This is a genomic window from Microbacterium telephonicum (assembly GCF_003651225.1).
GTDB lineage: Bacteria > Actinomycetota > Actinomycetes > Actinomycetales > Microbacteriaceae > Microbacterium > Microbacterium telephonicum.
Genome location: NZ_RCDB01000004.1, coordinates 41308 through 66732 on the forward strand (window position 1 = coordinate 41308; position 25425 = coordinate 66732).

Annotated in this window: 22 protein-coding genes and 2 pseudogenes; 10 read left to right on the plus strand and 14 right to left on the minus strand. The window is 71.3% G+C overall.

What is annotated here, in order from left to right:
* Window positions 1-94: 94 nt before the first annotated feature.
* From C7474_RS13680 to C7474_RS13690, 3 genes are all read left to right on the plus strand, one after another.
* Window positions 95-1453 (plus strand): ABC transporter substrate-binding protein, encoded by a 1359-nt coding sequence (locus tag C7474_RS13680; RefSeq protein WP_121060868.1) that lies wholly within the window; start codon window positions 95-97, stop codon window positions 1451-1453.
* A gap of 87 nt (window positions 1454-1540) precedes the next feature.
* Window positions 1541-2440: a carbohydrate ABC transporter permease gene (locus C7474_RS13685; RefSeq protein WP_241965267.1), complete on the plus strand. Its 900-nt coding sequence runs from the start codon at window positions 1541-1543 to the stop codon at window positions 2438-2440.
* Window positions 2427-3380: a carbohydrate ABC transporter permease gene (locus C7474_RS13690; RefSeq protein ID WP_241965268.1), complete on the plus strand. Its 954-nt coding sequence runs from the start codon at window positions 2427-2429 to the stop codon at window positions 3378-3380. The genes C7474_RS13685 and C7474_RS13690 overlap by 14 nt, the downstream gene beginning before the upstream one ends.
* A gap of 116 nt (window positions 3381-3496) precedes the next feature.
* On the opposite strand, the gene C7474_RS13695 is transcribed toward C7474_RS13690, so the two are convergent.
* Genes C7474_RS13695 through C7474_RS13730 form a run of 8 tightly spaced genes read right to left on the minus strand, consistent with a single transcriptional unit; the run spans window position 3497 to window position 12575 of the window.
* Window positions 3497-5002 carry an aldehyde dehydrogenase (NADP(+)) gene (locus C7474_RS13695; protein ID WP_121060871.1) on the minus strand — a complete coding sequence of 502 codons (1506 nt, stop codon included), beginning with the start codon at window positions 5000-5002 and terminating at the stop codon, window positions 3497-3499.
* Window positions 4999-6201 (minus strand): fumarylacetoacetate hydrolase family protein, encoded by a 1203-nt coding sequence (locus C7474_RS13700; protein ID WP_121060873.1) that lies wholly within the window; start codon window positions 6199-6201, stop codon window positions 4999-5001. The genes C7474_RS13695 and C7474_RS13700 overlap by 4 nt, the downstream gene beginning before the upstream one ends.
* A gap of 47 nt (window positions 6202-6248) precedes the next feature.
* Window positions 6249-7031, minus strand: a complete 783-nt coding sequence (locus C7474_RS13705) for an enoyl-CoA hydratase/isomerase family protein (protein ID WP_121060875.1) — start codon at window positions 7029-7031, stop codon at window positions 6249-6251.
* Window positions 7028-8158, minus strand: coding sequence for a type 2 periplasmic-binding domain-containing protein (locus C7474_RS13710; RefSeq protein ID WP_121060877.1), 1131 nt, complete (start codon window positions 8156-8158; stop codon window positions 7028-7030). Before C7474_RS13710 ends, C7474_RS13705 begins: the two co-directional genes overlap by 4 nt.
* Complete coding sequence (locus C7474_RS13715) at window positions 8155-9375, minus strand: CaiB/BaiF CoA transferase family protein (protein WP_121060879.1); 1221 nt, start codon at window positions 9373-9375, stop codon at window positions 8155-8157. The genes C7474_RS13710 and C7474_RS13715 overlap by 4 nt, the downstream gene beginning before the upstream one ends.
* A gap of 40 nt (window positions 9376-9415) precedes the next feature.
* On the minus strand, window positions 9416-10465 hold the full coding sequence (locus tag C7474_RS13720) for a Gfo/Idh/MocA family protein (protein ID WP_121060881.1): 1050 nt from the start codon (window positions 10463-10465) through the stop codon (window positions 9416-9418).
* Window positions 10462-11421, minus strand: coding sequence for an MBL fold metallo-hydrolase (locus C7474_RS13725; protein ID WP_147436727.1), 960 nt, complete (start codon window positions 11419-11421; stop codon window positions 10462-10464). Before C7474_RS13725 ends, C7474_RS13720 begins: the two co-directional genes overlap by 4 nt.
* The gene (locus C7474_RS13730) at window positions 11421-12575 is read right to left on the minus strand and encodes a mandelate racemase/muconate lactonizing enzyme family protein (RefSeq protein WP_121060885.1); all 1155 of its coding nucleotides are present in this window, start codon (window positions 12573-12575) and stop codon (window positions 11421-11423) included. Before C7474_RS13730 ends, C7474_RS13725 begins: the two co-directional genes overlap by 1 nt.
* A gap of 111 nt (window positions 12576-12686) precedes the next feature.
* Here C7474_RS13730 and C7474_RS13735 point away from each other — a divergent pair, with 111 nt between their 5' ends.
* Complete coding sequence (locus C7474_RS13735) at window positions 12687-13430, plus strand: FadR/GntR family transcriptional regulator (RefSeq protein ID WP_121060887.1); 744 nt, start codon at window positions 12687-12689, stop codon at window positions 13428-13430.
* A 24-nt stretch (window positions 13431-13454) separates the two neighbouring features.
* Here the strand turns inward: C7474_RS13735 and C7474_RS15340 are convergent, their stop codons facing one another.
* The 3 genes and pseudogenes from C7474_RS15340 to C7474_RS15515 all read right to left on the minus strand — a co-directional run.
* Window positions 13455-13835 (minus strand): phospholipase D-like domain-containing protein, encoded by a 381-nt coding sequence (locus C7474_RS15340; RefSeq protein ID WP_241965292.1) that lies wholly within the window; start codon window positions 13833-13835, stop codon window positions 13455-13457.
* Between the two features lie 113 nt (window positions 13836-13948).
* Window positions 13949-14215 (minus strand): annotated as a pseudogene (locus C7474_RS15345) (phospholipase D-like domain-containing protein); the annotation flags it as partial.
* A gap of 136 nt (window positions 14216-14351) precedes the next feature.
* Window positions 14352-14975: pseudogene (locus tag C7474_RS15515) on the minus strand (hypothetical protein); the annotation flags it as partial.
* On the opposite strand from C7474_RS15515, the gene C7474_RS13745 reads away from it, so the two are divergent.
* The 6 genes from C7474_RS13745 to C7474_RS13770 all read left to right on the plus strand — a co-directional run bounded on the left by C7474_RS13745 (window position 14957) and on the right by C7474_RS13770 (window position 22333).
* The gene (locus tag C7474_RS13745) at window positions 14957-16171 is read left to right on the plus strand and encodes a glycosyltransferase (RefSeq protein WP_121060889.1); all 1215 of its coding nucleotides are present in this window, start codon (window positions 14957-14959) and stop codon (window positions 16169-16171) included. The pseudogene C7474_RS15515 and the gene C7474_RS13745 overlap by 19 nt on opposite strands.
* A 13-nt stretch (window positions 16172-16184) precedes the next feature.
* Window positions 16185-17264: a glycosyltransferase family 4 protein gene (locus C7474_RS13750; RefSeq protein ID WP_121060891.1), complete on the plus strand. Its 1080-nt coding sequence runs from the start codon at window positions 16185-16187 to the stop codon at window positions 17262-17264.
* 310 nt (window positions 17265-17574) lie between these two features.
* Window positions 17575-18549, plus strand: a complete 975-nt coding sequence (locus C7474_RS13755; protein WP_121060893.1) for a GlxA family transcriptional regulator — start codon at window positions 17575-17577, stop codon at window positions 18547-18549.
* A 29-nt stretch (window positions 18550-18578) separates the two neighbouring features.
* Entirely contained in the window at window positions 18579-18938 is a 360-nt protein-coding gene (locus C7474_RS13760) for a SulP family inorganic anion transporter (protein ID WP_277870610.1), read from the plus strand.
* A gap of 246 nt (window positions 18939-19184) precedes the next feature.
* Window positions 19185-21338, plus strand: coding sequence for an ATP-dependent Clp protease ATP-binding subunit (locus tag C7474_RS13765; RefSeq protein ID WP_121060897.1), 2154 nt, complete (start codon window positions 19185-19187; stop codon window positions 21336-21338).
* Window positions 21339-21481: 143 nt separating this feature from the next.
* Window positions 21482-22333 carry a UbiA family prenyltransferase gene (locus tag C7474_RS13770; RefSeq protein WP_121060899.1) on the plus strand — a complete coding sequence of 284 codons (852 nt, stop codon included), beginning with the start codon at window positions 21482-21484 and terminating at the stop codon, window positions 22331-22333.
* On the opposite strand, the gene C7474_RS13775 is transcribed toward C7474_RS13770, so the two are convergent.
* From C7474_RS13775 to C7474_RS13785, 3 genes are read right to left on the minus strand one after another with little or no spacing between them, the layout of a single operon-like run.
* Entirely contained in the window at window positions 22317-23591 is a 1275-nt protein-coding gene (locus C7474_RS13775) for an FAD-dependent monooxygenase (RefSeq protein ID WP_121060900.1), read from the minus strand. The two genes, C7474_RS13770 and C7474_RS13775, sit on opposite strands and share 17 nt — an antisense overlap.
* Window positions 23480-24226, minus strand: a complete 747-nt coding sequence (locus C7474_RS13780) for a methyltransferase domain-containing protein (protein WP_121060903.1) — start codon at window positions 24224-24226, stop codon at window positions 23480-23482. The genes C7474_RS13775 and C7474_RS13780 overlap by 112 nt, the downstream gene beginning before the upstream one ends.
* Window positions 24223-25404 (minus strand): type III polyketide synthase, encoded by a 1182-nt coding sequence (locus C7474_RS13785; RefSeq protein WP_121060904.1) that lies wholly within the window; start codon window positions 25402-25404, stop codon window positions 24223-24225. The genes C7474_RS13780 and C7474_RS13785 overlap by 4 nt, the downstream gene beginning before the upstream one ends.
* Between the last annotated feature and the right edge of the window lie 21 nt (window positions 25405-25425).

Genomic DNA, 25425 nt, shown 5'->3' on the forward strand with positions numbered 1-25425 from the left:
ATTGCTCATAGGTCACATGTATGATCTAATGAGTTCAGGGTCGCCCGGGGAGGCGGCTCGTCGTCAACGAAGTCGACCGAGAAAGGCTCTGTCCATGGCCGCACAGCAGCGCAGACACGTCACCCGCACACTGGGTGCCGGCATCGCCCTCATCGGGCTCATCGCCCTCACCGCGTGCTCCGGAGGCGGTGGGGAGGTCAACAGCGACTACGGGTTCGCCACCGCCGAGCAGACCGCCGACAGCGCCATCACGGTGTGGGTGGACGCCGCGCGCGAACCGATCGCGAAGGCGTTCGAGGCCGACAACCCCGACGTGAAGATCAACATCGAGACCTACGACGGCAACGCCGGAGGCTCCGGGTCGTTCCAGACCAAGGTCGCCCTGTTCGACCAGTCCGGCGAGGGCTGGCCCGATGTCGTCTTCTCGACGCAGACCAACGACGCGTCGTGGGCGGCGAAGGAGACCAACGGCGTGCAGGCGTTCGCCGCCCCGCTCGACAAGGGCTTCCTCGACCAGGACTTCCTCGACGGCTTCACCTCCGGCGCCAACGACCCGATGACCGTCGACGGCTCCGTGTACGGCCTGCGCAACGACCTCGCGCCCGTCGTGCTCTGGTACAACCAGAAGCTGCTCGACGAGTTCGGCTACGACATCCCGCAGACGTGGGAGGACTACCAGGCCCTCGGCGACAAGCTCGCCGCCGAGCACCCGGGCTACATCCTCGGCTCGGTCGGCGACTCGTTCGTCGGCACCTACGTCTACTACTGGGGGGCGCAGGCTCCGATCTTCCAGCTCGACGGCAACACGTTCAGCTCCGACTTCGACGACGAGCACTCCGTCGCGATGACCGACATGCTCGACCACATGGTCGGCAACGGCACCCTCGTGCAGGACAGCGTCTTCAGCGCCGGGTTCGTCGAGAACTACGCCGACAAGATCGTCGCGATGCCCGGCCCGGCCTGGTACTCGGGGGCGCTGTTCCAGAACCCCGACAGCCTGAACATCCCCGCCGGTGAGATCGGCGCCGCCGACCCGCTCTACTGGGACGGCCAGGACGAGGTCACCGGCAACGTCGGCGGCGGCGTCTGGTACGCCTCCAGCCACTCCGCCAACCTCGAGGCCGTGAAGACCTTCCTCGAGTACGTCATCTCTTCCGAGAAGGCGGTCGAGCTCGCTTCGGGTCTGCCCGCGTACGCCGACGCCGCCTCGCAGTGGCTCGACACGCAGGCCTCGAGCGGATACTACGACGGCGACTTCAAGGCGGCGGTCGAGAAGGCCGCCGGCAGCGTCTGGAGCGGTTGGGGCTTCCCCAGCTTCAGCCCTGAGACCGCGTACGCCGCGGTCGTCGTCCCCGGACTCGCCGCGGGCAAGTCGATCGCCGACGTCGTCCCCGACTGGCACACGCAGATCCTCAACGAGGCGCAGGTGCAGGGGTACGAGACCGCCGAGTAATCGAGTGGCATCCGCCGCTCCCAGCCGCACAGACAGGGCACGATCATCGCCACGACAGCGCAGCTGACGGCCCCCGCCGTCGGTCCTTTGAAGGGCCGACGGCGGGAGACCCGTCGCACCCGACCCGACCGCAGCCAGGCCCGCATCGGCTACGTCTTCGTCAGCGGGTACACGATCCTCCTCCTCGCGTTCGGCCTCGTCCCGACGCTGTACGCGGTCTTCCTGGCCTTCACGAAGAACGGCGCCTTCGCCGGCATCGACAACTTCGTCAAGGTGTTCGGCGACTACCGGTTCTGGCCGGCCGTGCAGCACGTGGCGGTCTACCTCGTGGTGTGGCTCGTCTCGCTGACCCTCTTCGTCGTGCTGCTGGCCCTCATCGTCCACGCGGTGCGTCGGCGGTGGGTGTCGGCATCCGTCCGCTTCCTCTACTACATCCCCGGCGCCCTCGCCGGCGCGTCCAGCGTGATGCTGTGGCTGTTCCTGCTCGACCCCACCGTCAGCCCCGTCGCCGGCGTGCTGCGCGCGTTCGGGTTCGAGACCTTCGTGCAGGTCGTCTCCGTCGACAACCTGCCCGTCATCTTCACCCTCATCGCGTTCTGGGCGGGCGCCGGCGGGTGGATCATCATCCTGTACGGCGCCCTGAACAACATCCCCGAAGAGGTGATGGAGGCCGCCCGCATCGACGGTGCCGGACCGATCGCGACCGCATGGCACATCCAGATCCCGCTGATGCGCAAATGGATCTCGTACATGGTCGTCATGTCGCTGGCCGCGGGCACGCAGCTGTTCGTCGAGCCGCGCGTGCTCTCGCAGGCGTCGAAGGGCGTCGTGCCGCAGGACTACTCCCTCAACCAGCTCGCCTACCTGTACGCGTTCCGCCAGAACGACTTCAACGGGTCGGCCGCCATCTCGCTGCTGCTGCTGACGGTCGCCGTCGTGCTGTCGGCGCTGTTCGTCTTCCGAGGAGGACTCTTTGAGCGCGACTGAGCTCATCGTCCAGCCGACCGGCCGCAAGCCGCGCATGTACCGCGGGCGGTCGGACGTGGCGACCGTGCATCCGAGCCCCGCCCGGTGGATCGGCCGTGTGCTCTCGTGGAGCGTCATCGGCTTCTTCCTGCTCTTCTTCGTCGTGCCGATGCTCTGGCTGCTGCTGGCGCCGACGAAGACGCCCCGGCAGCTGCTGCTGGACAACCCGTTCAGCTTCGGCGCATTCGACACGCTGCTGTCGAACTGGAACGAACTCATGGCGTTCCAGAACGGCATCGTGTGGACGTGGCTCGGCAACGCGGCCCTGTACTCCGGCGCCGCGCTGATCCTGGCGCTCGTCGTGAGCATCCCCGCCGGCTACGCGCTGGCGCTCGTGGAGTTCCGATTCCGCAAGACGCTCCTCGCGGTGACGCTCATCATCATGCTGATCCCGAACACGGCGCTCGTGCTTCCGATCTTCCTCGAGCTCAGCGCCCTCAAACTGGTCGGGACCCCGCTGTCGGTGATCCTGCCGTTCTCGTTCTATCCGTTCGGCGTGTACCTGACCTACATCTACTTCTCGACCGCCGTCTCGCGCGACCTGCTGAACGCGGCGCGCATCGACGGCGCCGGGGAGCTGCGCGTGTTCGCCCAGGTCGCGATGCCGCTCGCAACTCCGGTCATCGCGCTCGTCGGGTTCTTCAACCTCATCGGCAACTGGAACAACTACTTCCTGCCGTTCGTGATGGTGCCTGGCCGTCGCGCGCCGATCCAGGTGGGACTGGCGGAGCTGCTGTCGAACGTGCCCCTCTTCAACCCGACGACCGCCGGCTCGGTGACGATCGACCTGCCCGTGCTCGCGATGGCGACGATCCTGTCGGTGGCGCCCGTGCTGATCATCTTCCTGTTCTCGCAGCGCTTCCTGGTGAGCGGCCTGACCGCCGGCGGCACCAAGGAGTAACCGCGCCCGGTCGGCGCCGAACCCACACCTCCAGGCCGAACCCACACCTCCAGCGCGGCTGGGGGATGTGGGTTCGGCCTGTGACTGTGGGTTCGTCGAGACGCGGGTGCCGGGGTTCAGGCGCCGGCGAGGTGCAGGATGCCGTCGACGCGGCGGGGGACGTCGACGGGGCCGTCGCGCAGCTCGGGGGGCAGGATCGCGGCGGGGGCGTCCTGCCACGCGAGGGGGCGCAGGAACCGGCGGATCGCGGTGACGCCCACGGAGGTGTGCTGGGTGTTCGTCGCCGGCCACGGCCCGCCGTGGTGCATACCCCACGACACGCGCACGCCGGTCGGGTAGCCGTCGAACACGATGCGGCCGACCCGGGGGGCGACCTCGTCGACGAAGGCGGTGACCGCGCCGGCATCCGACGGTTCGCTGTGGATCGTGGCGGTGAGGGACGCGGGGACGGCGTCGAGTGCGGCCACGACCTCGGCGAGCTTGCGGTAGCGCACGACGACCAGCAGCGGTCCGAAGGCCTCTTCGGTCGCGGCGGGCGTGAGCTCGGCGGCGTCGATCTCCAACAGCGCGGGGGTCGTCGTGAACCCCTCGTCGCCGACGGTGGGGGCCACGAGCGACCGCGCGCGACCCTCGTCGATGAGTCGCCGGCGGATCTCGTCGAAAGACGTGTGGATGCGCTCGTTGAGCAGCGCCTGCCCGCCCGCGGCCGAGAACCGTGCGACGAGGTCGTCGACGAGCGCGTCCGCGTCGGCCGGGACGAAGGCGACGCCGGGCTTGGTGCACAGCTGCCCCGCCGATCCGGTGACCGACCCGGTGAGGCCCTCCGCGATCGCGGTGCCGCGCGCGGCGACGGCGGCGTCGGTGACCACGAGCGGGTTGAGGCTCGACAGTTCGCCGTAGAACGGGATGGGCGTCTCGCGGGCGTCGATGATGCCCTGCAGGATGCGGCCCGTCGACAACGACCCCGTGAACCCGACCGCGGTGATCGCGGGGTCGGCGACCAGCGCCGCCCCCGCGCGCTGCCCGTACACGATGCCGAACGTGCCCTCGGGGGCGCCGTAGGCGCGGGCGGCCCGCTCGAGCGCGTCGAACGAGCGCTGCGAGGTGAGCAGGTGCGACGAGTGCGCCTTCACGACGACGGGGCACCCCGCCGCGATCGCGGACGCGGTGTCGCCGCCGAGCACCGAGAACGCGAACGGGAAGTTGCTGGCGCCGAACACGGCGACGGGGCCGAGCGGCACGAGCATCCGGCGCACATCGGGGCCGGGACCGAGCGGCGTCTGCCCGGCATGGTCGATCACGGCCTCGAGGTATCCGCCGTCGTCGACGGCGTCGGCGAACAGGCGCAGCTGGAAGGCGCTGCGCGACAGCTCGCCGTTCAGGCGCGTCTCGGGCAGGCCGGTCTCGGCCATCGCGGTCGACACGAGCAGTGCGCGATCGGCCTCGATGCCGTCGGCCAGAGCCCGCAGGAGTCCCGCCCGCCAGGCGCGCGGTTCGCGCCGCAGGGCGGCGAAGGCGCGGCCGGAGGCCGCCGTGATCGCCGAGACCCCGGCATCCGTCGTCTCGGCGATCCCCGTGTCGGTGCGAGCGCCGGTGCGCGGGTCGGTCGTGAGGAGGCTCATCGCACGACCTCCGCGATCGGCGCGGCGTCCAACAGCCCACGTCGGGCAAGGCCCGCGAACAGGTCGGCGATGCCGTAGTCCCACGGCTCGGTGCGCTCGGCGAGCTGCACCCGGTTCACGAGCGCCCCGAGGGCGGGCGTGGAGATCGTCACGACGTCGCCGACGTGGTGCGTGAAGCCGCGGCCGGGCTCGTCGCGGTCGTCGATCGGCGCGAACATCGTGCCGAGGTACAGGACGAAGCCGTCGGGGTAGCGGTGGTGGGGGCCGATCGCCTGCCCGACGAGGTCGGCGGGGTCGCGGCTGATCTGGGTCATGTGCGACTGCGCGCCCATCGTGAAGCCGTCCGCGCCGCTGACGGTGAGCGTCACGGTCGCCTCGCGCACGTCGTCGAGGGAGAATCCGGCGTCGAACAGGCGGATGAACGGTCCGACGGATGCCGAGGCGTTGTTGTCCTTGGCGTGGCCGAGCAGCAGCGCCGAGCGCCCCTCGATGTCGCGCAGGTTGACGTCGTTGCCGAGCGTCGCCCCCACGATCGCCCCCGTCGAGGCCACGACGAGCACGACCTCCGGCTCAGGGTTGTTCCACTGCGAGTCTTCGCGGATGCCGACCTCGACGGCGGTGCCGACGGTCGCGAGCACGGGTGCCTTGGTGAACACCTCCGCGTCGGGGCCGATGCCGACCTCGAGGTACTGGCTCCACAGCCCCTCGGCGATGAGGTACTCCTTCAGCCGGGCGGCCTGCTCCGAGCCGGGGACGAGCTCGCGCAGCTCGCTGCCGATCGTGCCGAGGATCGCCTGCCGTGCGGCATCCGCCTCGCTCGCCTCGCCGCGGGCGCGCTCCTCGATGACGCGTTCCAGCATCGACACGGGGAAGGTGACGCCGGCGGCCTTCACGACCTGCAGGTCGATGGGCGACAGCAGCCGCGGCCGGCCCGAGTCGCCCGCCGCGGTGCTCGCGAGCAGCTCGGCGACGGTGCCGAGGACGGGGCCGGATGCCGCCGCGACGGCTGCCGCCGGGTCGGCGGTCTCGGTGAGGGCGCGCATCGTGGGGAAGGCGGCCGACACGTCGATCACCTCGCCGCCGCGCAGCGTCACGACCGACGGCCCGCCGGCGGCGGGGTCCCACACGCGGCCGACGAGGAGTGCGGCGGGGTCGGCGGGGAGGGCTGCGGCGATGCCGCCGGTCCAGTCGGTGCTCATGCGGGTCTCCTGGGTGGTCGAGGTCGGAAGCGCGGGCGGGAGTCGGGTCAGCGGCCGTGGAAGACGCCGGGGCGGCGCTCGGCGAAGGCGGCGCGTCCCTCGGCGGCATCCTCGGTCGCGAAGGTGATGCCCTGCAGTTCGCGCTCGTAGGCGATCGCCTGGTCCAGCGGCAGGTTGAAGGCGGCGCGGAGGTTTGCCTTGGCCGTCTCGGCGGCGACGGGCGGGCGCGAGGCGATGGTCGCCGCGATCGCCTGCGCGCGCGGCAGCAGGTCGTCGGCGGCGACGACCTCGCTGACCAGGCCCCACGCGAGCGCGCGGGCGGCGTCGATCGGCTCGCCCGTCATCGTCATGAGGGCGGCGTTGCTCGCCCCGATCGAGGTCGCCAGCAGTGCCGACATGCCGCCCCCGCCGATCCACCCGAGCGTGATCTCGGGCGCGGCGAAGGTCGCCGACTCGGCGGCGATGCGGATGTCGCACGTCAGCGCCGTCTCCAGGCCCCCGCCGAACGCGTAGCCGTTGACGGCCGCGACGACAGGCTTGCGCAGGGCCCGCAGCGCGTCGCAGTAGTCGCGTCGGTTGCGGAACTCCCACGGCGTCGCGTACCGGTCGAGCGTGCGGATGTCGGAGCCGGCGCTGAAGGCCCGCCCGGTGCCGGTGTAGACGACGGCGCGGATCGCGGGGTCCTCGTTGAGGCCCGCGACGATCGTCTCGAGTGCGTCGGACATCTCCTGGGTGACGGCGTTGAGCTTCTCGGGGCGGTTCAGGCGCACCGTGGCGACGGCGCCCTCGACCTCGACGACGACCTGATCCAGCGGAGAGATGTGGGTCATGCGGAGACCTCCGTGACGCGGGCGGATGCTGCTGCCTCACGCAGCAGCCGGAAGCGGTCCTCGAGCTCGGCGAGCACGGCGTGCGGTGCGCGCTCACCGAGGACGGCGCCGCGCACGAGGCGCGACGCCTCGGACTGGAACGGGATGTAACCGGGAAGGCGCGGGCGCACCCAGGACTGCTCGATGGTGCGGAGGGTCGCGGAGTAGAACCCGTGCGCGTCGCCGTCGACGGCGGCATCCGTCCAGGCTTCGCGGGCGCTGGGCTGACCGTCGTCGGCGGGGATGACCGTGCGCTGCACGCGCGCATCGAGCAGCCACGACAGGTGCTGCAGGAGCGCCGGCGAGGGCGCGATGCGGCCGGTCACCGCGATGCCGGTGCCGCCGATCGTCGAGCCGATGCGGCCGCCCGCGGTCGGTGGCGGCCCGAACGCGAGGGTCGGCGAGCTGTAGGTGACGTAGCCGTACACGAGCGGGATGTAGCCGATGTCGCGGCGGTCCCGCATCCTGTCGAGCAAGCCGATCGGATTCAGCCGCGCGGTGCCGGCCGGGGCGTGCGCCGACAGCCGGAGGAGGATGTCGAGGGCTTCAGTCGCGGCGGCGGGGTCGAACAGTCGCTCGCCGCCGGCCTCGTCGTCGCCGAGCGAGACCGCGATCGAGCAGAGGCTGAGGAAGGCGTGCGGTCCTGCCAGACTCGTCGCGACCAGGCCGCGCTCGGCCAGGGCGATCGCGTCGTCCCACGTGGCCGGAGACTCGGCCACGAGGGCGAGGTTCCGGGCCGAGACCTGGGTGGCGGCATCCAGCGGCAACGCCCACAGGTGTCCGGCCAACTCGTAGGAGGCGACGGACGGTCCGACGGCGCCGCTCCGCCACGCCGCGACCTGGTCGGCCGGGTAAAGGCGGTCGATCGGAGTGAGCGCGCCCGCGGCGAGGGCGTCGCCGAGATGCGGGTGGTCGAGGACGAGCAGGTCGTAGCGGGTGGCGAGCTCCGCGATGGGCGCCGACTCGAAGCCTTCGAGGGGCTGCACCTCCCAGCGCAGCGTGTCGCCTCCGCCGACGCGGTGGGCGTGGCGCTCGAGCGCGTGGCGACCCCGGGGGTGATCCCAGGTGAGCCCGACGTAGTCGGTCATCGCGCGGCGTCCGCCAGAACCGTCTCGGCCACCGAGCCGGCGGCGAGCAGCTCGGCGACGTCGGCATCGCTGCGGCCGAGCTCGGCGAGGATCTCGCGGGTGTGCTCGCCGACCAGGGGCGCGCCGCGCTCGATCGTCGCGGGGGTGCGTGAGAACCGGTACGGGAATCCGGGGGTCTTCACGTGGCCCTCGGTGGGGTGGTCGTACTCGACGAACGTGCCGTTGTGGATGATCTGCGGGTCTTCCACCAGGTCGGCGTAGCCGTAGACGGGGCCTGCCCAGATGCCGGCGGTCAGCAGCTCGTCGAGCCACTGCGCCGACGTGCGCGCCACCAGGCGTGCGGCGGTCTTCTCGTACAGCTCGTCGCGGTGGGTCCAGCCGTGCTCCTCGGCGTCGAGGCCCTCGAAGCTCGGCTCGCCGATGACGCGGCCGAGCACGTTCAGGTCGGCGAAGCCGAGCGCGATGAACCCGTCGGAGGTCGCGAACACGCCGTACGGCGCGCGGATGTAGACGTGGGCGTTCGGCTGGGTGCCGCGTTCCTGCGGCACGCCGCCGACGGTGTGCACCGACAGCTCCTGCATCTGCAGCGTCGTCAGGGCGTCGAGCATGTTGACCGTCACGAGCTGCCCTTCGCCGGTGCGCTCGCGGTGCAGCAGCGCCGCGAGCACCGCTTCGAAGGCCGTCGAGGCGGTGACGGCGTCGGCGAGGTACTGGCCTGCGGGCACGGGCGGCTCCCCGGCGCGGCCGGTGGAGAGCATCGCGCCGCTCATCGCCTGCAGCAGCAGGTCCTGACCGGGACGGTCGCGGTAGGGTCCGTCCTCGCCGTAACCCGACATCGACACGTACACGAGCGACGGGTTGATCTCGCGGAGGGTCTCGTAGTCCAGGCCGAGCCGCGCGGCCACGCCGGGCCGGTAGTTCTGCAGGAACACGTCGCCCGTGGCGACGAGGTCCCGCACGATCTGCGTGCCCTCGGGGGATTTCAGGTCGACGGCGAGCGAGCGCTTGTTGCGGTTGAGGGAGAGGAACGAGACGTTGATCTCGTTGCCCTGCGCGCCGCCGGCGGCGGCGAAGCGCTGCCACTCGCCGGCCGTCGGCTCGACTTTGACGACGTCGGCGCCGAGGTCGCCGAGGCGCTGCGCCGCGAAAGGGCCCGCCATCGCGATGGAGCAGTCGATGACGCGGAAGCCGTCGAGGATGCGGGGTGTCGTGGTCATGCGCGGGGCTCTCGTTCGGGTCGTGCGGTCGTGGGGACGATCAGTGGACGGCGACCTCGACGCCGTCCTGCGCCGAGGAGCGCAGCAGGGCGTCGATGAGTTCGACGGAGCGGGCGGCGACGTCGACGGTCGAGTTGTTCTCGGCGCACGCGCCGGTGATGAGGTCGATGAAACGTGCCGGCGGGATGAGGCATTCGTACTCGCCCTCGCCCGGCGTGATGGCGACGTCCTCGCGCTCGCCGTCGTATCGGCTGAGGCTCACGCGTTCGCGTTCGACGTCGATCATCAGCACGCCCTCCGTGCCGAAGAGGCGGATGTCGACCTGGTACTTGTCGCCGTCGGCGAGGGTCGCCGCGCCCGACAGCGAGCCGAGTGCGCCGCCGTCGAACCGGATGACGCCCGCGTCGAACAGGTCGACCGGCGACCCGGCTCCGATGACGCGGCCGGAGACGGATGCCGCGCGCAGCCCGGTCAGCCAGAACAGCAGCGCGGAGGAGTGCGTGATCTGCCCGTGCGCGTACCCGCCGCCGTGCGCGGGGCTCGACCAGGTGGTGGGGTTCGGCGCGGTCGCCGAGTTCCACCGCTCGAGCATGTGGGTGGGGTCGCTGCCGAACAGCCCGCGGGTGGGGGAGGCCATGTGGCACAGCGCGTACTGGATCTCGCCGATGCGGCCGGCATCCAGCATCCGCTTGGCCGCCACGGTGAACGGCTTGTAGTTCCAGCCGTAGGGCACGAGGAAGACGGTGCCGGCCTGCTCGACCCGCGCGGCGAGGTCCCACGCCTCGTCGGCCCGCAGGGTCATCGGCTTCTCGCACAGCACGTGGAGGCCCCGCTCGAGCGCCTTTGCCGCGAGGGGATGGTGCAGGTCGTGCGGCGTGGAGATGACGACGGCATCGAGTCCGGCGTCCAGCAGCTCGTCGGCGTCCTCGGTCGCGAATCCGAACCCGAACCGGTCACGGATGCCGGGAAGGTCGGGTCCCAGTCCGCACACGCCCACCATCTCGACGTCGTCGCGTGCGGCGAAGAGGGGGAAGTGGTTGCTGGTGGCCCACCAGCCGGCGCCGATCGCGCCGAGGCGGACGCGGCTCATCGGACCCACTCCCAGGTGCGCCGACCGTCGCGGCGACCGACGGCGACGCTGCCCGCCTCGACGAACCGTTCGAGGTTGCCCGTCATCGGGAAGATCAGGTACTCGCGCGCGCCCTCGCCCCACGGGCCGAGCTCGGCGTGGGTGCGATCGATCACGTCGAGGGTCGTCAGCGGAGCGGCGGCGGCCCGCAGCGCCGCCTCGATGACGGTGTCGATCCGCAGTGTGTAGCCGAGCGACTCGTCGAGGAAGGCGGCGACGGCCTCACCTTCATAGACCGGGTAGTGCGCGGTGAGGAGCAGCTCCGCATCCAGAGCGCGCAGCGCCGCGATCGACTCGACGTAGGCGTTCGTGTCCCGGTAGGTCGGGGGGAAAGCGGGGTCGCCTTCCGCGGTCGGGACGGTCACCCCGAGGACGGCATCGGAGATCACGAGAGCACGATTCCGCGGGTCCCACAGGGCGAGATGACCGGGAGAGTGTCCGGGCACGGCGAGCACGTGCACGACGCGATCCCCGAGGTCGAACCGCTCTCCGCCGTGCAGGGCCCGGTCGACGGCGACGAGCGCGGTCGACGCGCGCACGAGCGCCGTCGTCTCCGCAGGGTCGTCGAATCCGTCGTCGTCGGCGAACTCGCCGTAGCGCCCGCGGATGAGCGTCTCGACATCCTCGGTCATCGCGACGTCGGCCGCGCCGGCGAGGAACTCGACGTGCGGAGCGGCGGCGGCCAGCGCGGCGTTGCCGCCGGTGTGGTCGAAGTCGCAGTGCGAGCTGACGACCCAGCGCAGCCGCGAGAGGTTGAACCCGATCTGCTCGAGGTAAGGCAGCAGGGTGCCGGGGACGCTCTCGGCGACGCCGGTGTCGAACAGCACGGCTCCCGCCGGCCCCTCGAGCAGGTACATCGCGATGAACCGCTCGCCCAGCGGCGCTTGGATGCGGTGGAGCCCGGGCCGGATCTGCATCACGCCTCCCAGGCGTCGTCGGAGACCAGGCGCAGCCCGGCACGCGCCGAGCGCACGTGCGGGCCGGCCGGGGTCTGCCAGTCGTCACTGCTGCGCGCCGCGTCGATGGCGGCTTCGTCGAGCCGGATGCCGGCACCCGGCTCGTCGCCGAGCACGACGCCCCCGTCGGCGATCTCCTGGTCGAGGACGACGCCGAGGGGAGCGCCCAGGTCTTGGATCTCGGCGGAGAGGTGATTCGGCACGGCCGCGGCCGCCGCGGCGACGGCGTAGTTCGCGGTGAGGCCCACCGGGCTGACGGGAAGCGCGTGACTGTGGGCGACGGTGGCGAGGCGGAGGAAGTGTGTGATGCCCCACACCGCTCCGGCCTGCACGATGTCCACCGCGTGGGCGTCGAGCAGGGGGGTGTACTGCTCCAGGCCGGTGAGGTTCTCGCCGGTGGCGACGGCGGCGCGCACCGCGGCGGACAGGCGCGCGTGGCCGGCGGCGTCCCAGCGCCGGAGAGGCTCCTCGATCCAGGTGAGATCGCGCTTCTCCTCGATCGCGCTGATATACCGCACGGCCTGCTTGAGGTTCCAGGATTCGTTGACGTCGAGCATGAGGGCGGGGCGGGGCGTGTTGACCGCCAGGGCGCCCTCGAGCACATCGAGGCGACGCAGGTCGGTCACGAGGTCGCGGCCGCCCTTGAGCTTGCCGCTCGTGAAACCGCGAGCGGCCATGGTGTCGTAGAAGGCGGCGAGCTGGGTATCGTCGAGGGCGATGTCGAGGCCGGAGGCATAGCCGGGGACGAAGCGGTCGGCGGCACCGAGCAGACGCCACAGCGGCTCGCCCGCAGCCTTGGCCTTGATGTCCCAGAGGGCGCTGTCGAACGCGGCGATGCCACCGAACGTGGCCCCGCCGTGCCCCGACTTGAAGACCCGCGCGAGCATCGCGTCGTACAGCGCGGTGACCGATCGCGGGTCGCGACCTTCGAGTGCGGGGAAGAGGCGGTCGAGATCGTGCGCCATCCCCATGCCGATCCCCTCGATGCCGGCGTCGGTCTCGAGGATGACGACGGTGAGCTCGGTCACGCCGGAGCCGATGAACCCGTTGGCGTCACCGACGGGTCGCCCCCAGTCGTGGGAGGTCCGCACGGTGCGGTATCCAGTGATCTTCATATCGCCCTTGATCGTCGAAGCCTGGTGAAACAGAAACAGCATACATCACATGTATGCCGATTTGCGAGGGTTGCTACTACCTCCGCGACGACAGCACCTAGAGTGGCGTCCATGACGGATGCCAGCGCTGCCGCCGAGCGGTCGATCGCACGAGCGCCGATCGATCGGATCGGTGCCGCCGTGCTCGCCGAACTGGTCGAGTCGATCGTCTCGGGCCGCGTCACCCCGGGTGAGGTGCTGCCGCCCGAAGCCGTGCTGAGCACGCAGTTCGGCGTGAGTCGGACGGTCATCCGCGAGTCGATGAAGCGACTCCAGGAGAAGGGCATGGTCACGGTCGCGCAGGGGCGGGGGACGCACGTCAACCCCATGACCTCCTGGAACCTGCTCGACCCGATGGTGCTGCGCTCACTTATCGGCCACGACGACACGCTCGGCATCCTCGACGACCTGTCGGTCGTGCGCAGCGCCGTCGAGGCCGAGATGGCCGCTGCAGCTGCATCCGCCGCCACCGATGAAAGCGGTGCGCGGCTGCGTTCGAGTCTCGACCGCCAGCGCGAGGTGATCGACGACGGCGACGCGTTTCGTGAAGCCGATGTGGCCTTCCACCACGTCGTGATGGAGATGTCGGGCAATCTGCTCGCCCAGAACATCGCGCTCGTGCTGCTCGAGCGCGCCGTCGAGAGCGCGCGCTACCAGGGGATCGATCCCGAGCACGCCTTCGAGACGACACTCGCCGAGCATGACGAGATCCTCGCGGCGATCGTCGACGGCGATGCCGCGCGTGCCCGAGCCGCGATGGCCGCGCACATCCTCGGTTCGTGGACGCGTCGACGCCTGCCCACCGTCAAGGACTGAGAGGCCGGGCAGGCGCGTCGTCGTTCAGTTCAGCGCGGACGTGAGCCGGGCGACACCGTCGAGGAACGTCGCCTTCGCGGGCCCCCGCCGCCACTCCTCGAGTGTCAGTTCACGGCCGGCATCGCGGTAGTGCTGCTCGACCTCGCGCATCGCGGCGACGAAGCTGCGGCCGCGCACCATCATCGACATCTCGGCGTTGATGATCACGCGCTCGGTCGCGCCGTGGATGAGTGACAAGAACAGCCGCAGGTTGTTCTCGGTCGTGTACGCGGGACCGCTGGGGACGAGCTGGCAGAGAAGGTCGCCGGATGCCGGGGTCGCCGCCGGGGGCCGGTGCTCGCCGAGCAGCTCCTCGCCGGTCTCGATGAGCCAGTCGGAGAGGAAGACGACGTCGACCTGTGCCACCGCCGGCCCTCGATGCGCGTGACGAGTTCCTGCCACATGAGGCTGCGCTTGCGGTTCTTCTCCGAGTCGTAGTCGCGGGCGATGAGGTTCTGCGAGCCCATGAAGGCGACGCGGCCGTCGACGACGACGAGCTTGCGGTGGTTGCGCAGGTCAGGGCGCTGGTACTTGCCCTTCAGAGGCTGCACCGGCAGCATCCAGGCCCACGCGACGCCGATGCGGTCGAGCTCGGCGAAGGTGGCGTCGGCGCCGGGGATCTTGCGCGACGCGATGTGGTCGGCGAGCAGGCGCACCGTGACACCGCGCGCGACCGCGCGCTCCATCGCGGCGAAGAACCCGCGGGTCGTGTCGTCCCAGCCCACGATGTAGAACGCAACGTGCACGTAGTCGGTGGCCGTGTCGATCGCCGTCGAGCCAGGCGTGGCCGGAGAAGACGGTGCCGGCGGGGACCGTCGAGGCGGCGTTGCCCGCGACAGTCTTGGTCACGGCGTACCGGGTGAACTGCTCGACCGAGTTGATCACCGTGACAGTGGGGACGAACGTCGGATCGGTGTAATCGCGGATGAACCCGTAGGACCGCGGGCTCCAGGTGGTGCCTGCCCACTCGTAGCCGGGCGGCAGGCTCGCAGGATCCGGGGTCACTTCGGTGGCCTGGATGAAGGTGCCGACGGGGAAGGTGCGCCCCGGACCGGTCGGCGTGCCGTCGGCCGGGATCTGGAACGAGCCCGTCTCGACCGTGCCCAGCGGGAGCCGCGCGGTGCAGTCGATCGTGAACGTCGTCCCCCTCGGGAGGAGCGCCGGATCGATGCCGACGAAGTCCTTGGCGACGAGGAACGTTCCCTGCTTCCCGGAACGTGATCGGGTTGCCGGCCGAGTCGAGCGGGCTGACCGGGGTGCCGTTCGCGGGAAGCCTGACGGTGCCCGACTCGCCGGTCGATGCGGTCCAGTCCACGAAGAACCCGAACGTCGCCGGGGGAATGGCGATCCGGTGAACGCTCGCCCCGAGCGGGTGAGCCCACGCGCCCATCGCGCTCCCGGGCCGTCGTGAGGCCCTCGGGTAGAGTTGGCGGGAGTCGGCGCGCATCCCCGCCGAGCACGCCGCAGAGATAGGCAGCCACCACCCCGTGACTCCCACCGCGACACCTGAGCCGCATCCTTCCGGCGGACATCGACCGCTCACGATCGTCATCGGCGCGGACACGTTCGCCCCCGACGTCAACGGCGCCGCCCGCTTCGCCGAGCGTCTGGCCGCGGGCCTGGCCGGCCGCGGCCACGACGTGCATGTCGTCACCCCGAGCGTGGGCCACCGCAACCACGGCGTGTTCACCGAGCACATCGAAGACCAGGACCTCACCGTGCATCGGCTGCCCGGCGTGCGCTGGTACCCGCACGACTGGCTGCGTTTCGTGTGGCCGTGGCGCAGCAAGCACTACGCCCGCAAGGTTCTGTCGGCCGTGAAACCCGACGTCGTGCACAGCCAGTCGCACATCGTCATCGGACGGGGCCTCACCCGCATCGCGCACCAGCGCGGCATCCCGGTCGTCGCGACCAACCACGTCATGGCCGAGAACATCCTCGACTTCACGACCCTCCCGCCGCTGCTGGACAAGGTCGTCGTCAAGCTCGCGTGGGAGGACGCCAAGCGCACGTTCGACATGTCGCGCGCCGTGACGACCCCGACGCGCAAGGCCGCCGAATTCCTCGAGGCGACGATCGACATCGACGGCGTCATCCCGATCAGCTGCGGCATCGACAAGCGCAACTACACGCCCGACCTCGCGCCCCGGGCGCACTCGCGCGTGCTGTTCGTCGGACGGCTCACGACCGAGAAGCACGTCGAAGTGGTGCTGCAGGCGGTCGCGAAGCTCGCGCCCGAGCTGCCCGACATCACGTTCGACATCGTCGGCGGCGGCGACCAGCGCCGCGCCCTCGAGCAGTGGACGCAGAAGCTGGGACTGAACGACCGCGTCACCTTCCACGGCCGCGTCGACGAGGCCGAACTGCGCGCCTCGTACTCGAAGGCCGACGTGTTCGCGATCGCCTCGATCGCCGAACTGCAGTCGATCGTGACGATGGAGGCGATGGCCTCCGGTCTGCCCGTCGTCGGCGCGAACGCCGTCGCCCTGCCGCACCTGATCAACGACGGCGTCAACGGCTACCTCTTCGAGCCCGGCGACGTCGACGACCTCGCCGACAAGCTGCGCCGGGTGCTCACGGCCTCGCCCGAGGACTATCTGGGGATGCAGCAGGCGTCGCTGCAGGGCGTCGAGATCCACGACATCGAGAAGACGCTCGACACGTTCGAGAAGCTCTACCGCGGCGAGCCGCTGGACGCCTGAGAGCGAGGTCGCCATGCGCCTGCTGTTCGACGCGCGCTACATCCGCTGGGAGTTCCACGACGGCATCAGCCGCTACTCCGCCGAGCTCGCGGCCGCCGTCGCGGCCGAAGCACCTGCGCGCGGAGTGCAGGTCGTGTTCCTCGTCTTCGATGACCGGCAGGTGCCGCTGCTGCCGGCCGGCGCGACGGTGCTCAAGATCCACGCGCCGACCGCGTGGCAGGAGCCGTTCTCGGCGCTGATCCTGAACCGGTTCCGACCCGATGTGCTGTTCTCGCCCATGCAGACGATCGGCTCGGCGGGGCGCCGCTTCGGCCTCATCCTGACGCTGCACGACATGATCTACTACCGGCATCGCACGCCGCCGCGCGATCTGCCCTGGTACGTGCGGATCGGCTGGCGCCTGTTCCACCTCTCGTACGTCCCGCAGCGGGTCACGCTGAACGCCGCGGATGCCGTCGCCACCGTCTCCGACACCTCCGCCGCCCAGTTCGCCGAGGTGCGGCTGACCAAGCGACCGGTCGTCGTCATCCCGAACGCGCCGCAGCAGCTCGCGGCGTACGGCGTCGACGTCGTGCCGGGGGCACGGAACCTCGTCTACATGGGCTCGTTCATGCCCTACAAGAACGTCGAGACCCTCGTGCGCGCGATGCGGCTGCTGCCCGGGCGCACGCTGCACCTGCTCTCGCGCATCTCACCCGAGCGGCGCGCGGAACTGGCGGCGCTGGCCGGCGACGGCGACGTCGTCTTCCACGGCGGGGTGACGGATGCCGAGTACGCGGCCGCCCTGGCCGACCGGGCCGTGCTCGTGACGACCAGTCGCGACGAGGGCTACGGCCTGCCGGTCGCCGAGGCGCTCGCCCTCGGCGTGCCCGCCGTCGTCACCGACATGCCGATCTTCCGCGAGGTCGCCGGCGCCGGTGCGCTCTACGTCGACCCGGACTCGCCCGAGTCCGTCGCCGACGCGGTGCGCTCGCTCGACGACCCGGCGCGGCTCGCCGAGGTCGTCGCCGCGGGAACCGCGCACATCTCGCGCTTCACGTGGACGCGCTCGGCCGGCATCCTGCTCGACACGGTCACCTCGCTCGCCCGCTGACGCGTTCGGGGCGTTTCGACTCGTCGCTGCACTCCTCGCTCAACGACCGGTGGGTGAGTGCACCCCTCCCGGTCGTTGGGCGAGCGCAGCGAGGCGAAACGCCCGAAGCGGCCAGCGGTCAGGGGATGCGCGAGGGGTCGGTGGGGACGCGGCGGTAGCCGTCGGTGAAGAGCGCGCGGACCGTGCCGACGGCCGCGACACCCGCGAGGAGCAGCGTGAGGACGATGACGGTGATCATGGCAGAAACGCTACGTACGGCATCCGTACTGCCACGAGTGGCAGGACTGCCGCTTCGTGTAGCATTCCTGCCATGAAGACCGTCGCGTGCGTCGTCCAGCCCGGGTTCGCCCCGTTCGAGTTCGGTCTCGCCTGCGAGGCGTTCGGCCTCGACCGCAGCGACGACGGCATCCCGAACTTCGACTTCCGCATCGTGACGCCCGATCCCGGCGCAGTGCCCAGCAACATCGGGTTCTCGATCAACGTCGACGCCGATCTCGCGTTCGCCGACGAGGCAGACCTCGTCGTGGTCACGCCCATCCCGCGGACGTCGTGGGACAGCGTGGACGAGCGGGTGTGCGAGGTGATCCGCCGCGCCGTCGACCGCGGCGCCTGGGTGCTGACGGTGTGCAGCGGATCGTTCGCCGTCGCCGCGGCGGGCGTGCTCGACGGCCGCCGCGCGACGACGCACTGGCGGTACGCCGACACGATGGCGCGCATGTATCCGCAGATCGACGTCGACCCCGACGTGCTCTACGTGCAGGACGGCCGCATCATCACGAGCGCCGGCACCGCCGCGGGCATCGATGCATGCCTGCACCTGCTGCGTCTCGAGCTCGGCGCCGAGATGACCAACCAGATCGCGCGGCGCATGGTCGTGCCGCCGCAGCGCGACGGCGGCCAGGCGCAGTTCATCGCGGCCCCGCTGCCGGTGTCGACGTCGCTGTCGCTGTCTCCCGTGACCGACTGGATGCTGGAGAACCTCGACCTCGATCTCTCGGTCGACCTGCTCGCCGCGCGGGCCCACATGTCGCCGCGCACGTTCGCGCGCCGCTTCAAGGCGGATCACGGCACGACGCCGGCGGCGTGGCTCGGGCGCCAGCGCATCATCCACGCCCAGCGGATGCTGGAGCAGACCGACCTGGGCCTGGATGCCATCGCGCACGCGTCCGGCTTCGGCTCCGCCGCCGTGCTGCGCCAGAACTTCGCCCGCACGCTGGGTCTGACCCCCACCGCCTACCGGGCCCGCTTCACCTGCACCGTCACGGCGGAGGAATCCGCCGCCTGACGGGCGCCCGGCCCGACCCCGACCGGGCGCTGTACACCCTCGCGATGATGACCGGCGTGATCATGGTGCTCGCCGGGATCCTGCGGGCGGGGCGCCTCGTCTCGTTCGTCCCCACCGCGGTGACGACCGGATTCGTCACCGCCGTCGGGGTGAACATCGTGCTCGGGCAGCTCTCGAACTTCACGGGGTTCGATGCGCAGGGGCCGAACCGCATCGTGAAGACGGTCGACCTCCTGCTGCACGTGCCCCAGTGGAATCTCGCCGCGGTCATCGTCGGCGCGATCACCGTGCTCGTCATCCTGCTGCTGCAGCCCACCCCCATCGCCTCGCTCGGACTCGTCGTGGCCGTCGTCGTCGGGTCGGGCGCCGCCGCGCTGCTCGACCTCTAAATCGAACGCCCCGTGACCGCGCTCGCCGACCTCGTCGACGTGCCGCGTCCGAACTCGGCGATCACGACACTGCCCTTGGACGCGATCTCCGTGTTGACGCTGAGATCGGGCACGGGTCCAGCTAAGGGGGTGCCTCGTGCAGACGATGGGGAGCGCTGCCCATGTCTGCGTTGCCCTCATAGTCGGGCTGTTGTAAACTTGAGTCCAACAGGCTCAACTTTGAGCCGGACACTTTCAGGAGAACACATGAACGCACAACCCCAGCCCGGGCAGGAGGAGCAGAAGAGCGCCCTCGAGCAGTTCGGGATCAACCTCACCGACCGCGCCCGCCAGGGCAAGCTCGACCCCGTGATCGGCCGTGACGGCGAGATCCGCCGCGTCAGTCAGGTGCTCACCCGCCGCACCAAGAACAACCCCGTCCTCATCGGCGAACCCGGCGTCGGCAAGACCGCCGTCGTGGAGGGCCTCGCGCAGCGCATCGTCGCGGGCGACGTCGCCGAATCGCTCAAAGACAAGGAGCTCGTCTCCCTCGACATCTCCGCGCTGGTCGCCGGTGCGATGTACCGCGGACAGTTCGAAGAGCGTCTGAAGAGCGTCCTCAAGGAGATCACCGAGTCCGACGGACGCGTCATCACCTTCATCGACGAGCTGCACACCCTCATGGGCGCCGGCGGCGGCGAGGGCTCGGTCGCCGCATCCAACATGCTCAAGCCGATGCTCGCGCGCGGCGAGCTGCGCCTCATCGGCGCCACGACGCTCGACGAGTACCGCGAGTTCATCGAGAAGGACGCCGCCCTCGAACGCCGCTTCCAGCAGGTGTACGTCGGCGAGCCGAGCGTCGAAGACACGATCGCGATCCTCCGCGGACTCAAGGGCCGCTACGAAGCCCACCACGGCGTGACGATCACCGACGGCGCACTCGTGGCGGCGGCCTCCCTCTCCAACCGCTACATCCCGAGCCGGCAGCTGCCCGACAAGGCCATCGACCTGATCGACGAGGCCATGAGCCGCCTGAAGATGGAGATCGACAGCTCGCCCGTCGAGATCGACGAGCTCAAGCGTCAGGTCGACCGCATGCGCTTGGAGGAGCTGGCGCTGAAGAAGGAGAAAGACGACGCGTCGAAGGAGCGACTCGGCAAGCTCCGCGAGCAGATGGGCGCCGCCGAGGCGACGCTCGCGCAGCTCGAGGCGCGCTGGGAGCGCGAGCGTACGTCGCTCAACCGCGTCGGCGACCTCAAGAAGCGGCTCGACGAGGCGCTCACCGAGCGCGACCGGGCGCTGCGCGAAGCCGACTACGCGAAGGCGTCGAAGCTCGAGTACGAGACCATCAAGCGGCTGCAGGAGCAGCTGAGGGATGCCGAACGCGCCGAAGAGGCCCCCGCCGAGGAGCGGATGGTCAACGAACAGGTGACCGACGAGGACATCGCCGCCGTCATCGCCGCGTGGACCGGCATCCCGGTCGGACGCCTGCTGCAGGGCGAGAGCGAGAAGCTCGTTCATCTCGAGGCCGAGCTCGGCAAGCGACTCATCGGACAGAAGGATGCCGTCAAGGCGGTGTCTGACGCGGTGCGCCGCTCGCGGGCGGGCATCAGCGACCCGAACCGGCCGACCGGCTCGTTCCTGTTCCTCGGCCCCACCGGGGTCGGAAAGACTGAGCTGGCCAAGGCGCTCGCCGAGTTCCTCTTCGACGACGAGCACGCCATGGTGCGCATCGACATGAGCGAGTACGGCGAGAAGCACTCCGTCTCGCGTCTGGTCGGCGCCCCTCCCGGGTACGTCGGGTACGAGCAGGGCGGTCAGTTGACCGAGGCGGTGCGCCGCCGGCCCTACTCGGTGGTGTTGCTCGACGAGGTCGAGAAGGCGCATCCCGAGGTCTTCGACGTACTGCTGCAGGTCATGGACGATGGCCGGCTGACCGACGGCCAGGGGCGCACGGTCGATTTCCGCAACGTCATCCTGATCCTCACCTCGAACCTCGGCTCGCCGATCCTCATCGACCCGATGCTGTCGCAGGACGAGAAGCGCGAGCAGGTGCAGGTGCTGCTGCGGCAGGCGTTCCGACCGGAGTTCCTGAACCGGCTCGACGACATCGTCATGTTCCAGGCGCTCTCGCACGACGACCTCGCCCAGATCGTCGAGCTCTCGGTCGACGCGCTGCAGCGGCGTCTGAAGGACCGCCGCCTCACGCTCGCCGTCACCCCCGACGCGCGTGCCTGGCTCGCCGACCGCGGCTACGACCCGGTGTTCGGTGCGCGCCCGTTGCGCCGCCTCATCCAGTCCGAGATCCAGGACCGCCTCGCGATGGCGATCCTCTCCGGCGGGGTGCACGACGGCGACCTCGTGCGGGTCGACGTGGCCGCCGACGGCAGCGCCCTGGTGCTGACCTCCGCCGGCGCCTGAGCCGTCTGGGCGCCGGGTGCCCGCATCGAGAAACCACTTCGACGCCGAGAAACACGTGCTGCACGTGTTTCTCGCGCGCGGAGTGGTTTCTCGCGTCTCCGGCATCCCTCCGACGGCGCGCATGGCCCGACTACGCTCGGGTCATGCGCGCCGCCCTCTTCTCGGTTCCGGGCGCGCTCTGGCGGTCGAGTCATCCCGGTCCCACGCTCGTCGTGACCGTGCTGGCGGTGATCCTGGGGATCTCCGCCGGGCTGGATGCCGGGCGCCTCGCTCTGCTGGCGGCCGCGGTGTTCGCGGGTCAGCTCTGCGTCGGTTGGTCCAACGACGCCGTCGACGCGCGGCGCGACACGGCGGTCGGGCGTGCCGACAAGCCGATCGCGCGGGGCGAGATCTCGGCACGCGGGGTGTGGGCGGCGGCCGTCGTCGCCGTCGTCGTCACCCTCGTGCTGTCGGCCCTGCTGGGATGGCCGTTCCTCGTCGTGCACCTGATCACGCTCGTGTCGGCCTGGAGCTACAACGTCGCGCTCAAGCGCACGGCCTTCTCCGTCGCACCGTTCGTCGTCAGCTTCGGGCTGTTCCCGTCGCTCGCGACCCTCGCCGCCCCCGCTCCCGGGTTCGCCGCGCCCTGGGCGTGGATCGCCGGTGCCGCTCTCGGTGCCGCGGTGCACTTCTCCAACGTGCTGCCCGACCTCGACGACGATGCGGCGACCGGCGTGCGCGGACTGCCCCACCGGCTGGGGAGCGCGGCATCCGCGGTCACCGCCTTCGTCGCCGTCGAGGTCGGCGCCCTTGCGGTGCTGATCGGGCCGATCGTCGTGGCCGGCAGCGTTCCACCGCTCGGCATCGTCGCCTTCGGGCTCGTCTCGGTGCTCGCCGCAGTCGGCCTCGCGCGCGCCCTCCGGCGGCCCGATCGCACGGTCTTCCGGCTCGTCATGGGCGCCGCGCTGCTGCTGGCCCTCCAACTCGCCGTGACGGGTGTCAGCGTGCAGTCCTGAAGCCGGAAGCGGCGGGGTCGAACCCCATCGCGTAGGCGTGCGTGAGTAGCCGCTCCGTGGGCAGGGCCAGTGCGGCGCGTACGGCGGTCGGACGCACGGCGAGCGTGAACGGGCGGCCGAGCCGTGTGTTGAGCGCGGCGATCCGGGCCGAGCGCAGCGCCGCCCGACGTCGTTCGCGCACCCAGCGATCGAGCCCGGCCGGCGGCTCGCCCTCTCGAACCCACCGAGACAGCAGCGGCGCGAGGGTCACCGCATCGATCAGCCCCAGGTTCATCCCCTGCCCGCCGATCGGGCTCACCTCGTGGGCCGCGTCCCCGATCGCGAGGACGGATCCCACGCGCGGCGTCGCCACGACGGCGCGGCGCACACCGAACGCGCTCGCGACGGTCACGGCATCGGCCGCGGCGGCCGAGCCGGTGCGGCGCGCGACCGCCTCCCGCAGTCGGGCACCGTCCGCCGCGGGGTCTCGCGACTCGGCGGGTCCGTCGCCCGTGAGGGTCGGCATCCAGGCGACGTAGCGGCGCCTGCCCCCCGGCAGCGGGAACGACTCGAGTACGCCCGACGGATCGAGGTGCACGACGGCGCGGTCGCCGTCCGGACCGGCGTCGGCGGCATCCGTCATCAGGTAGCGATCGGGGTAGGCCCGCACCCGCGCCCGCGTCGGATGCAGGGAGCGGGCGCGACCGCCGCCCGCGACGACCACCGCCGTCGCCGACAGCGTCGCGCCGCCGACGAGTTCGACCCGCGGATGGGCGCCGTCGACGCGGATCGCGCGGACCTCGCTCCCCGTTTCGGCCTCGGGCGCGCCCCACGCGCGGGCCGCGTCGGCGAGGGCGGCCTCGGTCGCCGACTGCGGCAGCGTCGCGACGTACGGATGCCGCATCGCGAGGCGGTCGAACCTCACGACGCCGAGCGACCGTCCGCGGGAGCGCGCCTCACCCTCGCGCACGAGGCGTGCCTCGGCGAGGAGCCGTTCGGTCACCCCCGACGCCTCCATCGCCGCGAGGGCCGTCGCGTGCACGCCCACCGCGCGGGATCCGGACCGCAGCGTGGTGCGGCGCTCGAGCAGGCGCACCGGAGTGCCGTGGCGGCTCAGCTCGGCGGCCAGCAGCACGCCGACGGGCCCAGCCCCGACGACGACGACGGTCACGGCGTGGCCTCGCCGTGCGTGCGCGCGCCGGCGGCGGGGAGGTCGCGCGCGGAGACGACGGCGTGTGTCAGCAGCACGCGGAACGGCACCGGCCGCGAGACCGTCCACTCGGGCAGGCGCAGGGCGGCGAACTCGGCGGCGGTGCGGCTGCGGCGGATCGAGCGCAGACCGTCGGTGCGCAGGAACGTGCCGGGGGCGAGCGGGGTGATCCCCGCCGCATACAGGGCGTATGCGAGCGGCGAGCGCGCGATGTCGGAGTGCAGCGCGATCCGACGCGTCAGCCGCATCGAGTCGTCGAGCAGCGTCGTCATCTCCGACGCCGACAGGTGGTGCAGCACGTGGTTCGACACGACGACGTCGAAGCGCTCGCCCGCCGCGACGAGGTCCGCGCTCCGCGCCGCCCGGTACGTCACTCCGGATGCCGGCGTCGCGCACGCGACGGCGAGGCCGCGCTCGTCGGGGTCGACGCCGAGGCCCGTCGCATCGAAGCCGTCCCGTCGGGCCCGCCGCACCAGCATCCGCAGCACGTCGCCGCCGCCGCAGCCGATGTCGAGGATCCGCACCGGGCCGGGCGCCGCCCGCAGCGCCGGTGCGATGCGGGTGCGGTAGACCGTGCCCCAGCCCGCGACGAGCCGGTTGACGAGCGAGAACCGTTCGAGGGTGCGGCGCAGACGCACCGGGTCGCAGTCCGGGTCGTCCATGATTTCGCGCAGCGTGTCGTCGCGCTGCGCGAGGGGCGTCATCGGGTGGGCGCCGCGACGGTCGCGGCCGTGGCAGCGATCTCCGGCGTGTGCTGCGACGAGCCCTCCGGCGTCGCCGCGGGGGTGCGCAGCGTGAGCAGGGCCGACTCGACGGTGAGGCCCGGCGCGAAGGCGAGGGCGAGCACCCGCGACCCGTCGCGCGCCGTGGTGTCGGCGAGCACCCGCTGCAGGATGAACAGCACCGTCGCCGACGACATGTTGCCGTAGCGGCGCAGCACGTCGCGGGAGGGGGCGAGCGCCGCAGCGGGGAGCGCGAACGCGCTCTCGACCCGGTCGAGGATGCTGCGGCCGCCCGGGTGCACGGCCCACGTGTCGATGGTGCCTGCGGCATCCTGCAGCGGGGCGAGCGCCTCGCGCACCTCGCGTCCGATGATGCGGGGCACCTCGGCCGTGAGGGTCATCTCGAAGCCGGAGTCGCCGATGGTCCACGCCATGTCCGATTCGCCCTCCTCCGTCGTCGCGGTGGCGAAGCCGTCGAGCTCGAGGTGCGGTGCGGGCCCGACGGGGGCGCTGGCGGTGACGATCGCCGCCGCGGCGCCGTCGGCGAAGACGGCCGACGACACGATCTGATCGGGGTCGTCGGAGGGGCGCAGGTGGATCGTGCAGATCTCGGCGCACACGACCAGCACGACCGCCGTCGGATCGGCCGCGCAGATGCGCGCGGCGGAGCGCAGGGCGGGGAGCGCTGCGGCGCAGCCCATGAAGCCGAGGTGCTCGCGCGGCACGGTCGAGTCCAGCCCGAGGTCGCGCATGAGGCGGAACTCCGGGCCCGGGGCGAAGAAGCCGGTGCACGACGCGGTGACGACGTGGGTGACGGCGGCCGTCTCCACCCCTGCGCGGTCGAGGGCGTCGCGCGCGGCGGCGGCGAACAGGCCGGGCGCCTCCCGGGCGTAGACGGCGTTGCGCGCGCCGGTGGGCGGCTGCAGGATGCGACGCGATCCAGACTCGACGAACGCCGACCCGGCGGCGCCGCCGTCCGCGGCGAGTTCGGACAGCACGCTGTGCCGGGTGTCGATGTCGGAGTGGTCGAACGCGGCGCCGATGAGCCGGGCGGTCAGCCGGTTCGTCCCGGGCTGGCCCGCGAACAGGTCGCGGACGTCGCCCTGCGGGAGGACGGTGGGCGGGACGGCCGTGCCGATGCCGATGATCCGTGCGCTCATCCGGGCAGGCTATCCGCCGTC